This window comes from Stappia sp. G46H5W (assembly GCF_058448995.1).
Map to the genome: position 1 here is coordinate 379,065 of NZ_JBZFLL010000003.1, position 14,561 is coordinate 393,625.

Consider the following 14,561-nt stretch of genomic DNA (forward strand, 5'->3'; position numbering starts at 1 on the left):
TGCGCCTCAGCGCGTCAGCGGCTTGTACTTGATGCGGCGCGGATCGGCCGCATGGGCGCCGAGGCGACGCACCTTGTCCTTCTCGTAGTCCTCGAAGTTGCCCTCGAACCACTCGACATGGCTGTCGCCCTCGAAGGCGAGCATGTGGGTGGCAAGACGGTCGAGGAACATACGATCGTGGCTGATGACCACGGCGCAGCCGGCATAGTTCTCCAGCGCGTCCTCGAGGGCCGCCAGCGTCTCGGTGTCGAGGTCGTTGGTCGGCTCGTCGAGGAGGAGGACGTTGGCGCCCTGCTTCAGAACCTTGGCCAGATGCACGCGGTTGCGCTGGCCGCCCGACAGGTTGCCCACCTTCGCCTGCTGGGCCGGGCCCTTGAAGTTGAAGGACGAGCAATAGGCGCGCGAATTGATCTCCTTGCCGTCGAGATAGATGATCTCGTGGCCGTCGGAAATCTCTTCCCAGACCGTCTTGTTCGGGTCGAGCTTGTCGCGCGACTGGTCGACATATCCAAGATGCACGCTGTCGCCGATGGTGACGGTGCCCGAGTCCGGCTGTTCCTGGCCGGTCAGCAGCTTGAACAGGGTCGTCTTGCCGGCGCCGTTCGGGCCGATCACGCCGACGATGCCGCCGCGCGGCAGCTTGAACGTCAGGTTCTCGATCAGGAGGCGGTCGCCGAAGCCCTTGGAGACGTTCTCCAGATCGATGACGTTGTTGCCGAGCCGCTCGCCGACCGGAATGAGGATCTGCTCGATGGTCGGCAGACGCTCTTCCTGCTTGGCCAGCAGGTCCTCATAGGCACGGATACGCGCCTTGGACTTGGTCTGGCGGCCCTTCGGCGACATACCCATCCACTCGCGCTCGCGGGAGATCGCACGCGAGCGGGCCATGTCCTCGCGGCCCTCCTGCTCCATGCGCTTGGTCTTCTTCTCCAGATAGACCGAGTAGTTGCCCTCGTAGGGGATGCCCTGGCCGCGGTCGAGCTCCAGAATCCAGCCCGTGACGTTGTCGAGGAAGTAGCGATCGTGGGTGATGATCAGCACCGAGCCCTTGAACTCGCGCAGATGCCGCTCCAGCCAGTGCACCGTCTCGGCGTCCAGGTGGTTGGTCGGCTCGTCGAGCAGCAAGAGGTCCGGCTCGGAAAGCAGCAGCTGGCACAGCGCCACGCGGCGGCGCTCGCCGCCCGACAGGTTGTCGACCGCAGCATCGGACGGCGGGCAGCGCAGGGCCTCCATCGCCATCTCGACCTTGCTCTCGAGGTTCCACAGATCCTCGGCGTCGATGATGTCCTGGAGCTTGGCGCCCTCTTCCGCCGTCTCGTCGGAATAGTTCATCATCAGTTCGTTATAGCGGTCGACGATCGCCTGCTTGTGGGCAACGCCCAGCATGACGTTCTCGAGCACCGTCTTGGTCGGATCGAGCTGCGGCTCCTGCGGCAGGTAGCCGATACGTGCGCCCTCGGCCGCCCACGCTTCGCCGGAATACTCCTTGTCGAGACCGGCCATGATCTTGAGCAGCGTCGACTTACCCGCGCCATTCGGGCCCAGGATGCCGATCTTGGCGTCCGGGTAGAAGGACAGGTGGATGTTGTCGAGGACCTTCTTGCCGTTATAGGCCTTCGACAGACCGTGCATGTGGTAGATGAACTGGCGCGCCATAGGTGCTTGCCGCTCCATTCTGGACATGAGGGGAAACTGGCCGCTTCTTAGTCGATGGAGGCCTTCGGGGCAAGGGAAAGTCCCCGGACGCCAGCCCCCTGGCCCCGCCCGGCCCGCTTTCGCGCCCCCGCCCGCTCCCGCATTGCCGCCACCTTGCAGATGTGCCGGATCGGCACGAAGGCCGCCTTGCCCGCGTTTACCTCCCGTTCACCCTCGACCAGCATTCTGGCAGCGGGCTGGGCCCTCAGAAGGATTCAAGTCATGCGTATCCCGAGACCGGCCGGACTTGCCGGCGTTCTTGCTCTTTCCCTGCTGGTCGCGGCCTGCGGCTCGAACCGTTTCGAGCGCGGCGTGACGGGTGGTGCCATCGGCGGTGCGGCCGGCGCGGGCGCGCTGGCGCTGGCCGGCGGCCCCGTGCTGGTCGGCATGGCGGCCGGCGCCGTCGGCGGTGCAGCAATCGGTGCGCTGACCAACGAGTGCCAGATCGACCTCGGACCGCAGCGCCCGAACAACTGCTGAGACGCCGGCGCTACCGCGCCGAGGCAGGCTTTCCCCGCACAGACACACCGTCGGGACCGGCATGTCCAAGGACATCGCCGGTCCCGCGGTTTTCGTGCGTCCGGAAGTTACCGGCGCACCGATCGCAGGCGCTCGCCCAACTCCCTGATATCGCAAGCATCCTCCGGAAACTGCCGCTGCATCCCAAGCCAATCGAGAAGCAGAGCCCCTGCAACAAATGACGATACCCAGATTTACCTTGAGTACCTGTACATAATCAGGTCATATTTTCGCCAAACAAGCAGGACCAATAGCAAAAACAAGGTTGATCCAAAGCCGGCGCGAAACGGGGCGGACAGAGATTTGCTTGTTCCGAAGGACACCAGACGGAGCTTCTTCAGGCGGGAGAAGAAGAACATCCTTTTCCTGCATGTGCCGAAGTGCGGCGGATCCTTCGTGGAGCAGGCGTTCCTGCCCTGGATCCGCAAATGTCCCTCGCGCCGCCTCCGCGATGCCCGCGGCCACCTCACATATCGCGAATATTCAGAGGTCTTCGATCGGCACCGGGTCGACCTCTCCGCCATGCATGTCTTCACTGTCGTGCGCAATCCTTGGGACTGGCACGTTTCCTGGTTCCACTACCTCAAGGAAGATCGCGGCCGCGGCAGGTCCGGCATGCCGACGGAGGTGGAGCTGTTCCAGAGCTTCGACTTTTCCGACTACCTGCGCTGGCTGGCGGACGACGAGGCGCCGACCTCCCCTACCCGCTACATCCGCAAACAGCAGCTCGACTACCTGACGGATGCGAACGGCAGGCTCGCTGTCCACCGTGTCCTGCGGCAGGAGCGACTGGCGGAAGACCTCGCAAAGATGACCGCGGATCTGCACCTGGCCGTCACCGTTCCCGAGAGCCGCGCCAACCAGTCCTCGCATGGCCACTACCGCCAGTATTACGATGACTTCGGGATCGACCTGATCGCACAGCGCCACAGGGACGACATCAAGACCTTCGGCTATTCGTTCTGAAGCGTCCTGAAACGGGCTGCGGACTTGCAATTCGCCGTCCAAGCTGCAATGGCTCAGCCGTTCCGTCCCTATCGCGAGTTCACGATCCCCAATGGGCTTCAACCTGATCCGTTTCGCCCTCGACCCGCACTATCGGGCCGTCAAGCGCTGGAAACTCGCGAAAGGCGACGACCGCCTGCTGACCGACGTGCCGCTGGACGGAAGTTCGCTGGTCGTTGATGCCGGGTTCTACAAGGGCGACTTTTCCGCCCGCATCTCCCAGAAGGGATCGCCGACGGTCCTGGCCTTCGAGCCGGCGCCCGAATTCTGCGAACGCGCCCGCCCGTTGCTTGCTGCCATGCCGAACGTGACGCTGGATTGCGCCGGCCTGTCGGACTTCAACGGCTCGGCGAAGCTCGTCTACGACAACGACGGCAGCAGCACCCAGCGGCAGCAGCAGGGCGAGAGCGTCGAGGTGCAGCTGCGCCGCGCCTCCGATATCGTGCGCGCGGCCGGTCGGCCGGTCGACCTGATGAAGCTCAACATCGAGGGCGACGAATATCCGGTTCTGGAAAACCTGATTGCCGAAGGCCTGATGGGCGAGGTGCGCCATCTCGTGGTGCAGTTCCACCTGATCGACCAGACCAGCCGCCAGCGCTATGAGCGCATCGCCGAGGGCCTGTCGAAGACCCACGATCTTGCCTGGCGTTATCCGTTCGTCTGGGAACGCTGGGACCTGCGCGACAGCGTCTCGCCGAGCAGGTAGAGGCGGCGGCGAACGCCGTCGCTGAAGCGCAGCCGGCGGCCATCGAGATGGCCGACCGTGCGCGGATGGGCGTAGGGGCCATAGATGTAGCCCCCGCCGACATAAAGGCAGAGCCCGCCTTCCAGCCCGACCGAGCTGCCGTCCGGCCCCTTCAGCAGCGGCAGCACCACCTCGCGATACCGCGCAATGTCGAGGATATGCGGATTGTTCGACCGCCCGCTGATCCGGCACAGCGGAAAATCGGCATCGCCCGCCGGCTCCATTCCCAGATCGTAAGCCGCCGGCCGGTTCCGCCGCTTGTTGAAGCGCAGGTAATCGATGCCGCGGGCCCGCATCTCGTCCACCATCTGGTCGAGCGAATGATGGATTCGGCTCTTCACGAAGACGAAGTCGTGCTCGAGCTGCATGGCATAGTCGCCCTCGCACACTTCGAGCGAGCGGGCAAAGCCGTCCAGCATCCCGTTGGTTTGCACCAGCTCGAAGGGGATGTCCGGCAGCCCGTCGCGGATCGCCGCGACCCAGGCCTCGAACATGTCGGGATTCGGATTGGGATCGATGAAGATGCGGGTGACGATGCGGTGGCGGCTGTCCTTGCCGAAGACATCGAAAAACGAGCGCACGGCATGCTGAGCGAGGCAGTGGGAAGGATCCCGCGATGCCACGTTGGTGAAGACGTTGAGGTTGAAGACCTCGGACTTCATGCGGACTCCATGCTTGCTTTCCCGTTGCGCCGACCGTAAGCGTGGCGCGTCCTTACCCATTTTGCAGCCTTATAGGTGGCCCGACGTGTCAAAGCCAGTCCCGCGACGCTGGATGAAGCGGCTGGACGCCGTGCTGATGCCTGCTCCCTACCGGGCGCTGGCAAGCCGCCTGATGCTGCCAGCCTGGCCGCGCGCGCGCCTTGCCGAAAGCCGCGTCGAGCGCATCCGCGAGGACGTGACCTCGACCCGGCTGGGCGCCGATCGGGTCGGCTGCCTGCGCGTTTCCGGCCCGCTCGACATCGATCCGCTCTCCGGTCTTCTTTTCGACGATGCCCGCCTGGTTTCCCCCCAGCCGGGCGAGGAACTTCTGCCCTGGCCGCAGGCCCGGCCGGATGTGACCCGCCGGCTGCGGATGAACCCGGTGATGCGCCCGCCGCTGAGCGTGCTGCATCATGGCGACGACGGCTCGCTTGCCGCCTTCTGCTCCGACGTGCTGCCGCGCTTCTTCGCGCTCGACCATCTGGAGCTGCCCCAGGATCTCCTCCTTGTGGTTCCGGTTTCCATGGGCATGACCGACCGTTTCCAGGACGCGATCACCGACGGCGTGTTCCGTCCCCGCCCTGTCGAGCTGATGCGTCAGGGCCGGGTCACCCGCTCCGATACGGTCTATGTGATCGAGCGCCCGCTCGGCCATGCCGGCGTTCTTGGCCGGATCGCCGCACGCCTTGCCGAGGTCTATCCGGTAGACGAGACGGCAGACGCTCCGGTGGATGTGCTGCTGTGCGAGGGCGGCCCCTCGCGCGCCGAACGGTTGCTGGCAGGCCATGCAGATTTGCGCGCGGCGGTGGCGGAAGGCCGCCTCAAGGTCGTCGACCCGGCCGATCTTCCCTTGCGCGCGCTGGTGCAGCGCCTGCGCCGTGCCCGCACGCTATTCGCCCCGTCCAGCGGCGAGCTGTCCGCAGCCGTACTGGCCGGCGGTTTCCTCCAGCGTCTCGTCGAAATCGCCGCCCCGTCTGGCCGGACCGATCCGCGCCCGTCAGTGATCGCCGCCGGGCTGGGTCTCGATCTCGAGCGCCTCGCCTCCCGGTAAGATCAGGCCGCGTTGGTGCCTAGCCGCGCTCGAACAGCTCCACATGCAGCCGGTCGGCCGCCCGCCGGAACGGCCTCAACGCCTGCGTGAGCCGGCGATAGGGTGCGCGGGCCGGCGGGCGGATCGCCTCCGCCTCGGCCAACAGGGTCGGCGCCCCCTCCCCGCGCCCGGCAATCACCTTCTGGAGCACCGGAAACACCTGATGCTCCTCCATCAGCCGGCGGCGGTTTTCGCGCATCGCCTCCTGCACCTCGGGCCGCGATACCGGATCGGCCTCCAGCACGTCCAGGAGCGTCTTCAGCGCCGTCCGGGGCCGGGTGATGTCCAGCGCGGTGAACCCGAGCGGATCGAAATAGGTCTCAACCCCCGGACCGCCGGCGATGATGGGATAGGTCCCGGCCAGGAGCGGGTCGGCGAGCTTCTCCGTCCAGCAATGCGGGTCGAGATTGTTTTCCAGGACAAGGTGATAGCGATAACCGTCGAGGCCCTCGGCCTTGTCGGCGACCTCGCGAAAGCCTCGGCCGTAAATGTCGAGCTGCTCGCCCAGTATCGCCTTGGCACGCCGCAGGAAGCGAAGCCTGCGGACCTGATTGCGGTTCAGTGTCTTGGTCGAGCAGACGGCGGAAATCAGTCCGCGCGCCGGCTCGCACGGCACGGGACGCGCGGCAAGTTCTGCAAAGCCGAGCCGCGTCGCCCCGCCGGCGGAGGCCCCGAGCCCCGTCCCGTAGAACCAGGGCGAGGATGGCTGCATGTGAAGGGCCTCGCCGTCGAAGCCCGGCAGGGGCGAGGATGTGACGGCAATTCCGAACTGCGAGATGAAGGCCGGATCGTAATGCTTGATCGACACCGGCTCGGGCAGGAAGACGATGCGGCGCTCGCGCGGCAACCGCGTCGCCAGCCCCCGCGGCGGCTGGTCGTAGACCACCAGCCAATCCGCGTCCTCCCCCGTGCCATTGCCGGGCGCAAGCCGGATATCGTCCCAACATCCGTCGCCCTCGCGGCTCTGGCGCAGGAGAAAATCAAACGATTGCGCTGCCGCGAGCTGAATGACGGTCATGCCCGAAAAGCCATATGTTGCGAGTCCCGCTGGAAAATTCGACTTCCGCAGCGTTACCGCATGGCGACGCCTTGGCAAGGCCGGAATGAAAAAAGGCCGCCGCCGGAAGAGGTTCTGGCGACGGCCGTCGATCATGACGTCGTATGCATGCTCTCAGCGGATATAGGGCGAGATGCAGGGACGACGCGGCCCGTTATAGGGCTGGAAGCTGTTGTCATAGGCCCGGTAGGACCGGTACCGCTGGTTGCACCAGGCAAAATGGGCCCTCGGAAAGCCGCGCGCACGCGGCGGCACGCGATAGCGCGGACGCGGTGCATAGACCGGCGGACCCCAGCGATACCGCGGGCGCCAGCGGTGGCGCGGACGCACCCGGTGCGGCCGGCCGCGATGCCAGGTCTTCTCGACAAGGCCGCCCTGACGGGCATCGGGCGCCACATCGACGAGCGGAGCAAGCGCCCTCGCAGCATTGCCGGCTGCGGCAGCCTCGGCCGGCGCACCGGATCCGAAGCCGATCATGGAGGCAACGGCAATCGCCGCCACCGCGCAAGTGTGTCTGAAACGCATGGTCCTGTCTCCTTTCGGCCTTGCGGTCCGGACCGCTGGTCCGGCAGCAGGCGCTGCCGGCGGGGGAAAGCGATACGGACAATCTCGCGGCGCCTTGCAGAGGTCTTCCGCGACACGACCCGACGCCTCGGCGTCGCACACCATCGCGATCAGCGATCATGATGGAAGAAGTTTAGTCCCGCGAGCAGGGCAGGACTGTGACGCAGATCATGCCGGCGACGTTCACATCCTAGAACGCTGCGTCGCCTCGGGAAGTTCCGCACATCTTGCCATTTGGCGTGAAAATACTATATCCTGCCAAATGACAGGAGACCTCCATGCCCGCACTTCGCCCCGTATCGCCCGTAACGCCCGAACCGCTCCCCCAGTTTTCAACTGCGGAAGTCCGCGCCATGCAGCGGGCGGTGGTCAATCTCTTCGAGCGCTGGGGGATTACCGACGAGCAGGCCAGCCGTCTCCTCGGCGATATCTCGGTACGCACCTACCAGCGCTGGAAGGCGGGCTCGCCCGGCCGCGCCGGCATCGACCTTGCCGAGCGCATGTCCAACCTCCTGGGCATCCACAAGGCCCTGCGCCTGCTGTTTCGCGAGGCAGAGCGCGGCTACGGCTGGGTGACGCGCCCCAACGCGGACTTCGCGGGCCGCTCCGCCCTCGACGTGATGCTGGACGGACGCATCACCGACCTGATGCGGGTCCGCCGCTATCTCGACGCCAGACGCGGCCAGTGGTGACGATGTCTCCGCCCCTGCCCGCAAGCCTTGCCACCACGCGGCTCGACTGGCCGCGCTATCACCGGCTGATCAGTTCCGCCTATCCGCCCATCGACCTGTTCGAGGATATTGCCGACCCGGCTGACTGGGAACTGCTCGCCGCCGCCGAGGCGAAAAGCAATCCGCGTGTCGCCGAGACGATCGGCTCGCTCGACCTCGTGCCGCCGGCGCGGCGGGTCAGCGGCCCCGGCGCCTCTTATGTGATGGCCCCGTTCACCCATGTCTCGCCGGAGCGCAAGGGACGGTTCCACGACGGCAGCTTCGGCGCCTTCTATGCGGCAAAGGCCTTCGACACAGCGCTGTTCGAGGTTGCCCATCATCAGGCGCGGTTCTTTGCAGCGACGGGCGAGGCGCCCGGCTGGATAGCCGACATGCGCGAACTGGTCGGGGAGATCGATGCGGAGCTGGTCGATCTGACCGCCGGAGATCCGGCCGTCGCCCCCCTGCTCGATCCCGACGACTATGGCCCCTCCCAGGCCTTTGCGGCGGAAGCGCGCGCCGCCGGACACAACGGCATCGCCTATCCGAGCGTGCGCCATGCGGGTGGCACCTGCTTCGCAGCTTTCCATCCGGATGTGATGAGCGTGCCGATACAGGCGAGCCACCTCACCTGCCACTGGGACGGTGCCCGCATCGACATAGTCAAGATCCATGAGGCAGCGGGCGAAGACCGGCGTGGCCGGATCTTCCGCATCGAGGCCTGACCTGCAGCCTCAGGCCGGCAAGGTCTCGCCCGTTTCCACCCTGTCCCGGCCGTTTCTCTTGGCCGCATAGAGCAGCTTGTCGGCCACCGGCAGAAGCTCGTCGATACCGCGCCCATCTCCCTGCGGAATGGAGAGGAGGCCGATGCTTGCCGTCACCACCAGGAAACCGCCATTCTCCAGCGGGATGGGAGTGCTGACCAGGTTGCGGATACGCTCGGCGAGCCCCAATGCATGCTGCGGGCTGCAATTGGGCACGAGGATAGCGAACTCCTCGCCGCCCATGCGCCCCAGAAGATCGCCGGTGCGCAAACATCCTCTCGCATGCTCGCCGAACCAGGCCAGAGCCCTGTCCCCTGCCGCATGACCGAACCGGTCGTTGACCGCCTTGAAGTGATCGAGATCGACCATCATCAAGGCGAAGGGAACGTCTGCGCGCTTTTCCAGAATGCCTTGCGCGGTCGCGCGGAAGGAGTCGCGGTTGCGCGCGCCTGTCAGCGGGTCGTGCATGGCCATGTGATGGAGACGCGCCAGCAACTCGTTGCGGCCCTGCATGACGCAGGCGAGCATGATCGGCGCGAGCGCGACCAGCGAAATCCCCAGCCGGATCGAGACCAGATCCACTTCGTTGTCCGGGACGAACTGGCTGCCGACCAGGCCCGTGGATACGGCAGCGAGCGTCCACACGCCGGAAATCAGGGTGAGAGCCGCTGTCGGGAAGATGGGGTAGACGATCGCGCACCAAAGCAGGGCGGGAACCGGAAAGGCGACGGAGCCGGCCCCGCCGATCAACGACGCGGCGCCTCCGGCTGCGATCACCGCCAGAACGGGCAAGATATCGGCGCCCCGGATGGAAAGCCGCGAGGTCTTCCAGCGCCCGGCCAGCGTCGCCAGGGGCGGAGCCGAGAGCAGGACGGGCAAGATGGTGACGTAGTTGACGAACTCCGTGGCGAACCAGAACGACCAGCCGGTCGCAATGCTGCGCTGAAACAGCAGCGGGTTCGCCAGCATGCCGAACAGACCGGCAGAGGCCGCCGCTGCCGCGGCAATGAAGGCCAGCCAGAGCACGGATACCGGCTCCTTGAGCGCGCGTATCCTGTCCGGATGCCACAAATGCACGGCATACCCCACGCCTACGCCGAAGAGGTTCGCGGCGGTGAGAACCGCGGTCATCTTGAGCGACGAGCCGGTCATCAGATCTGCGGCCATGTAGGCGATCGCCGCGCAAATCCAGCCGGATAGCCGCGCCGCTCCGGGCACGCGGATGAGCATCGCGAGCAGGATCGCGTTGGCGGGCCAGAGTGTCGCAAGGAAATCAGCCGGCCGCGTGTAGATGCCGAACAGGCAGGCAACCAGAACCACCGCCCCTATCAGCAGCGGCGTTCCCAGAGCAAGCGCGCCGCGTCGCCCATCGGCGCTTCTTTCAGGCGAAGTATCGGCACTCAAGGACACGGCGCCTCTCACAGCACGGTTTGCAACCCGGCTCCCCTCGCGGAAACCAGATGAGAATTATGCGACATTTTGAATGAGATCAACGCCGAGCTGGCGGATACATTAATAAAAAGAACAAATACGAAAATATTCTAAATCCCCCCTGTCAAGACAAAGCAAAATCCCAGAAAAATCAAATAAAAATCAGCAACCCCGGCACCAACGGCAGCCTCCGCAGGAGAGCTACGCTTGTCACTGCACGTAGGGGAAAAGCACCGAATGCTCGAGGCATCGGCGCCCATCCCGGGTCTCTTCCTGACGTGCGGAGTATTGTAATTTATACGGATGTCATTCTTGGGCCATATGCGGATCGGCAAGCGCCGCGCTCGGCCGGCTGACCGGCACCGACGTGCGGGAGGTACGCCGCGACAGGGCGTCCTCGCCATCGCGCTGCAACAGGCGGCGGAAGGCCGGGTGCATGCCGCCGTCGGAATAGGCCGGCGCGTTGAGGGCAAGACCGCTGGAGATCAGCGACTGCATCGCCACCCGGTCCGCCTCCGACTTGCTCGCCACCGCTTCCGGCACCTTGCTGACCGCCGGGGGGCAGGCCGCAAGCGGGTCCCTCGGCTCGCCGCCGACGAACTCCTTGTCGAAGACATAGCGGCCGCCGCACATGGAGACCTTCGGCGGCTGGCGGGTCACCTCGAAAATGTCGTAGCCGGTCTTGAGATTGCTCCAGAACGCGAAATTCCCGTCGTCGCGGTGCCGCGCCATGTTCGCCGGCGTCATGCGGAAGGGAAACACCTGGACCTGGAAAGCGGACTGCCCGCCCTTCAGCGCCTCGCGCACCACCGGGTAGATTTCCTCCACGCCCTCGTCGGTGAGCGCGTAGCAGCCCGACGAGGAACAGGCCCCGTGCACCATCAGCGCGCTGCCGGAATACCCGAGAGCCCGTTCCAGCTTGTTGGGAAAGCCGAGATTGAAGGCCAGATAGTACTGCGAGCGCGGGTTCAGCAGGCCGGCATTGACGTGATAGAAGCCCTCCGGCGCCTGGCGGTCGCCCTGCTTGCGCTTGGGCCCCAGCTTTCCGGACCAGCGGCAGATCGGATAGGTCTTGAGCAGGGCAAACCGGCCCGAGCGGTCTTTTTTCCAGACCTCGAGCTCGCTCTCCTGCTTGAAGATTCGCACCACGACGGGCGCGGACGGCGACATCGACTTCTCCGACATCATCGAAAGAAGCTTCGAGGGGATCGGCTTCGAGCCCCTGCCGTCATCGGCATACTCGCTCGTCGCGCAGCCGCTCAACAGGGCTGCGATAACCAGGAAGGCAGCCGCTTTTGCAGGTTTAAACATCATTCGCTTGCCAGGATCTCGTTCGTGCCGCCCCGCCCGCCGACAGATGTCCAGTCTCGTCGGTCACGGTTAATGCCAAGTTGCTCGCGCCGCAATTCGCGATTGCGTGAACTTGACGCCGCACCGCCGGCAGGCCCATATCTCTAGAAACTGGAGGTTTGCGATGTACTCTATCGGCGATCTTTCGCGGCAGACCGGCGTCAAGGTGCCGACGATCCGTTATTACGAGCAGATGGGCCTGCTGGAGGCCGCCGGCCGCACCGAAGGCAACCAGCGGCGCTACGACGCGGCGCATCTCGACCGGCTCGCCTTCATCAAGCATGCCCGCGACCTCGGCTTCACACTGGAGGCGGTCCGCGAACTGATCGACCTCAGCGGCCACCCGGAGCGCCCCTGCACCCATGCCGACGAGATTGCCGCGCGCCAGCTCGACATCGTCCGCGACAAGATCGCGCGGCTGCAGCGGCTGGAAGGCGAACTGGCCCGCATGGTCGGCACCTGCCACGGCGATCACATCCGGGATTGCTACGTGATCCGCTCGCTGGCCAGTCACGAGATGTGCAGCACCGACCATTGACCGCCGCCTGGCCCTTTTTCGAGGCCGGCAAAAAAAACAGCGCCATGGCCCTTGATGCTCTAGTCGCTAGAGGTCTTATGGTCCTGCTCCTGACCAACAGGAGTTGACGAAATGAGCGCTACCGACCGCCTTGCCCGCTTCCGCGTGGAAGGGATGGATTGCGCCAGCTGCGCTACCAAGATCGACCGCGCTGTCCGCCGCCTGCCGGACATCGCCGATGTCCGCGTGTCGGTGGTCGCCGGCACCATGACCGTGACCCATGGCGAGGCTGCCGATCTCGCCAAGGTCGCCCGCAAGGTCGACAGCCTCGGCTACCGGACCTCGCTGCTCGCCCGCGACGCGGCGGCCGACAAGACGGGCGAGGACGCCAACGACGGGGCCGCCAGCTGCAGCGGCCACGACCATCACAGCCACGACCATCACGGCCACGACCACAAGCACGACCATGGGAGCGACCATGGCCACCAGCACCATCACGCGCGGATCGACGGCCCGTGGTGGCGCAGCCCCAAGGCGCGCCTGACGATCCTGTGCACCCTGGCGCTGGCCGCGGCCTTCGCGGTTGCCCACATCTTCCCCCAGACCGCGTTCTGGAGCTTCACCCTCGCCATGGCGGTGGGTCTGGTGCCGATCGCCCGCCGCGCCCTCGCCGGCGCGTTGAACGGCAGTCCCTTTTCCATCGAGACACTGATGACGGTGGCTGCGGCCGGTGCCGTCGTCATCGATGCTGCCGAGGAAGCGGCCGTTGTCGTCGTGCTGTTTCTGATCGGCGAGCTGCTGGAAGGCATCGCCACCGGCCGTGCCCGTGCCTCGATCCGCGCCCTTGCCGACCTGATGCCGAAAACCGCCCTGCTGGAACGGAACGGCACGACCGAGACCGTCCCTGCCGACAGCCTTGCCGTCGGGGCTGTGGTGCTGGTGCGTCCCGGCGACCGGGTCCCGGCCGACGGCACCGTCCTGTCGGGTGAAAGCGCCGTCGACGAGGCTCCCGTGACCGGCGAATCCGTGCCAAAGCGCAAGGAGCCCGGCGACACGGTCTTTGCCGGCACGGTGAACCAGGAAGGCGTCCTGCGGGTGGAAGTCACCGCCGCAGCCGCCGACAACACCATCTCCCGCGTCATCGCCCTCGTCGAGGAGGCGCAGGAGTCCAAGGCTCCGACCGAGCGCTTCATCGACCGTTTCTCGCGCTACTACACGCCGGGCGTCATGGTCGTTGCCGCATTGATCGCCGTGCTCCCGCCGCTCGTCGGCGGGGCGGAATGGGCTACATGGATCTATCGCGGCCTTGCGGTCCTGTTGATCGGCTGTCCCTGCGCCCTGGTCATCTCGACCCCGGCCGCCATCGCCGCCGCGCTTTCGGTCGGCGCCCGCCGCGGCCTCCTGATGAAGGGCGGCGCCGTGCTGGAGGGGCTCGGCCACATCGATCATGCCGCTTTCGACAAGACCGGCACGCTCACCGAGGGCAAGCCGCAGGTGACGGATATTACCGGCATCGGCATGGACGAGCGCGAGGTGCTGCGCCTTGCCGCCGCCCTGGAGGCGGGATCGAGCCATCCGCTGGCCCGCGCCATCCTCGCCCGCGCCGAGCGCGAAGGCATCGCCGTCACCCCCGCCTCGGACGCGGCCGCCCTTGGCGGCAAGGGCGTTACCGGCACGCTGGACGGGCGCCGGCTGCTGCTGGCCTCGCCCCGCGCCGCCGCCGAGACCGCCCCGCTCGAGGGCGCTCTGGAGGCACGGGTCGCCGCGCTCAACGACGCCGGCAAGACCGTCTCGCTGCTGCTGGCCGACAGCAAGATCGTCGGCGTCCTCGCCCTGCGCGACGAGCCGCGCGAGGATGCGGTCGAGGGTCTTGCGGCCCTGCGCCGGCTGGGGGCAGAGGCGGTGATGCTGACCGGCGACAACGCCCGCACGGCGAAAGCCATTGGCGGGACGCTCGGCATCGAGGTCCATGCCGAGCTGCTACCGCAGGACAAGCAGCGGATCGTCGGGGAGATGCGTGCGAAGGGCTATCGGGTCGCCAAGGTCGGCGACGGCATCAACGATGCTCCCGCGCTTGCCGCTGCCGATATCGGCATCGCCATGGGCGGCGGCACCGACGTCGCGCTGGAAACCGCCGACGCGGCAATCCTGCATGGCCGCGTCACCGACGTTGCCGACATGATCGCCCTGTCGCGGGCGACCATGCGCAACATCTGGCAGAACATCACCATCGCGCTCGGCCTGAAGGCCGTCTTCCTGGTGACCACCGTGCTCGGCGTCACCGGCCTGTGGCCAGCGATCCTTGCCGATACAGGCGCCACCGTTCTGGTGACCGCCAACGCGATGCGCCTGCTCGCCTGGCGCGGAATGAAGTGAAGGAATGCTCCCCGGGGCCTGGCGACAGGTCCCGGGG

14 protein-coding genes are annotated in these 14,561 nt (G+C 66.1%); 8 read left to right on the forward strand and 6 right to left on the reverse strand.

Features of this window, described 5'->3' with window-relative positions:
• Window positions 1–6 precede the first annotated feature (6 nt).
• Window positions 7–1,656 (reverse strand): energy-dependent translational throttle protein EttA, encoded by a 1,650-nt coding sequence (gene ettA / locus ACVJ6E_RS11925; RefSeq protein WP_120267109.1) that lies wholly within the window; start codon window positions 1,654–1,656, stop codon window positions 7–9.
• Window positions 1,657–1,917: 261 nt separating this feature from the next.
• Here ettA and ACVJ6E_RS11930 point away from each other — a divergent pair, with 261 nt between their 5' ends.
• The 3 genes from ACVJ6E_RS11930 to ACVJ6E_RS11940 all read left to right on the forward strand — a co-directional run bounded on the left by ACVJ6E_RS11930 (window position 1,918) and on the right by ACVJ6E_RS11940 (window position 3,925).
• Window positions 1,918–2,175, forward strand: a complete 258-nt coding sequence (locus ACVJ6E_RS11930; protein WP_067217391.1) for a hypothetical protein — start codon at window positions 1,918–1,920, stop codon at window positions 2,173–2,175.
• Between the two features lie 342 nt (window positions 2,176–2,517).
• Window positions 2,518–3,180, forward strand: coding sequence for a sulfotransferase family 2 domain-containing protein (locus ACVJ6E_RS11935; protein WP_158592605.1), 663 nt, complete (start codon window positions 2,518–2,520; stop codon window positions 3,178–3,180).
• 91 nt (window positions 3,181–3,271) lie between these two features.
• Entirely contained in the window at window positions 3,272–3,925 is a 654-nt protein-coding gene (locus tag ACVJ6E_RS11940; protein ID WP_120267107.1) for an FkbM family methyltransferase, read from the forward strand.
• Here ACVJ6E_RS11940 and ACVJ6E_RS11945 read toward each other — a convergent pair.
• Complete coding sequence (locus tag ACVJ6E_RS11945; RefSeq protein WP_120267106.1) at window positions 3,868–4,626, reverse strand: hypothetical protein; 759 nt, start codon at window positions 4,624–4,626, stop codon at window positions 3,868–3,870. The two genes, ACVJ6E_RS11940 and ACVJ6E_RS11945, sit on opposite strands and share 58 nt — an antisense overlap.
• 112 nt (window positions 4,627–4,738) lie before the next feature.
• On the opposite strand from ACVJ6E_RS11945, the gene ACVJ6E_RS11950 reads away from it, so the two are divergent.
• On the forward strand, window positions 4,739–5,716 hold the full coding sequence (locus ACVJ6E_RS11950; RefSeq protein WP_158592604.1) for a glycosyltransferase family 61 protein: 978 nt from the start codon (window positions 4,739–4,741) through the stop codon (window positions 5,714–5,716).
• Between the two features lie 19 nt (window positions 5,717–5,735).
• On the opposite strand, the gene ACVJ6E_RS11955 is transcribed toward ACVJ6E_RS11950, so the two are convergent.
• Together ACVJ6E_RS11955 and ACVJ6E_RS11960 are read right to left on the reverse strand one after the other, a co-directional pair.
• On the reverse strand, window positions 5,736–6,773 hold the full coding sequence (locus tag ACVJ6E_RS11955; RefSeq protein WP_120267104.1) for a hypothetical protein: 1,038 nt from the start codon (window positions 6,771–6,773) through the stop codon (window positions 5,736–5,738).
• Between the two features lie 153 nt (window positions 6,774–6,926).
• Window positions 6,927–7,337 (reverse strand): BA14K family protein, encoded by a 411-nt coding sequence (locus ACVJ6E_RS11960; protein WP_120267103.1) that lies wholly within the window; start codon window positions 7,335–7,337, stop codon window positions 6,927–6,929.
• Between the two features lie 317 nt (window positions 7,338–7,654).
• Between ACVJ6E_RS11960 and ACVJ6E_RS11965 the strand changes: the two genes are divergently transcribed.
• On the forward strand, window positions 7,655–8,068 hold the full coding sequence (locus ACVJ6E_RS11965) for an MbcA/ParS/Xre antitoxin family protein (RefSeq protein ID WP_185925737.1): 414 nt from the start codon (window positions 7,655–7,657) through the stop codon (window positions 8,066–8,068).
• Between the two features lie 2 nt (window positions 8,069–8,070).
• Window positions 8,071–8,811, forward strand: a complete 741-nt coding sequence (locus ACVJ6E_RS11970) for an RES family NAD+ phosphorylase (RefSeq protein ID WP_120267101.1) — start codon at window positions 8,071–8,073, stop codon at window positions 8,809–8,811.
• Between the two features lie 9 nt (window positions 8,812–8,820).
• Here ACVJ6E_RS11970 and ACVJ6E_RS11975 read toward each other — a convergent pair whose 3' ends face one another.
• Together ACVJ6E_RS11975 and ACVJ6E_RS11980 are read right to left on the reverse strand one after the other, a co-directional pair.
• Window positions 8,821–10,260 (reverse strand): GGDEF domain-containing protein, encoded by a 1,440-nt coding sequence (locus tag ACVJ6E_RS11975; protein WP_147421803.1) that lies wholly within the window; start codon window positions 10,258–10,260, stop codon window positions 8,821–8,823.
• 327 nt (window positions 10,261–10,587) lie between these two features.
• A complete protein-coding gene (locus ACVJ6E_RS11980; RefSeq protein ID WP_491676456.1) occupies window positions 10,588–11,595 on the reverse strand; it encodes a L,D-transpeptidase family protein in 1,008 nt (335 codons plus the stop codon).
• A gap of 160 nt (window positions 11,596–11,755) precedes the next feature.
• On the opposite strand from ACVJ6E_RS11980, the gene ACVJ6E_RS11985 reads away from it, so the two are divergent.
• Entirely contained in the window at window positions 11,756–12,169 is a 414-nt protein-coding gene (locus tag ACVJ6E_RS11985; RefSeq protein WP_120267099.1) for a MerR family transcriptional regulator, read from the forward strand.
• Between the two features lie 111 nt (window positions 12,170–12,280).
• Window positions 12,281–14,524: a heavy metal translocating P-type ATPase gene (locus ACVJ6E_RS11990; RefSeq protein ID WP_120267098.1), complete on the forward strand. Its 2,244-nt coding sequence runs from the start codon at window positions 12,281–12,283 to the stop codon at window positions 14,522–14,524.
• Window positions 14,525–14,561 lie beyond the last annotated feature (37 nt).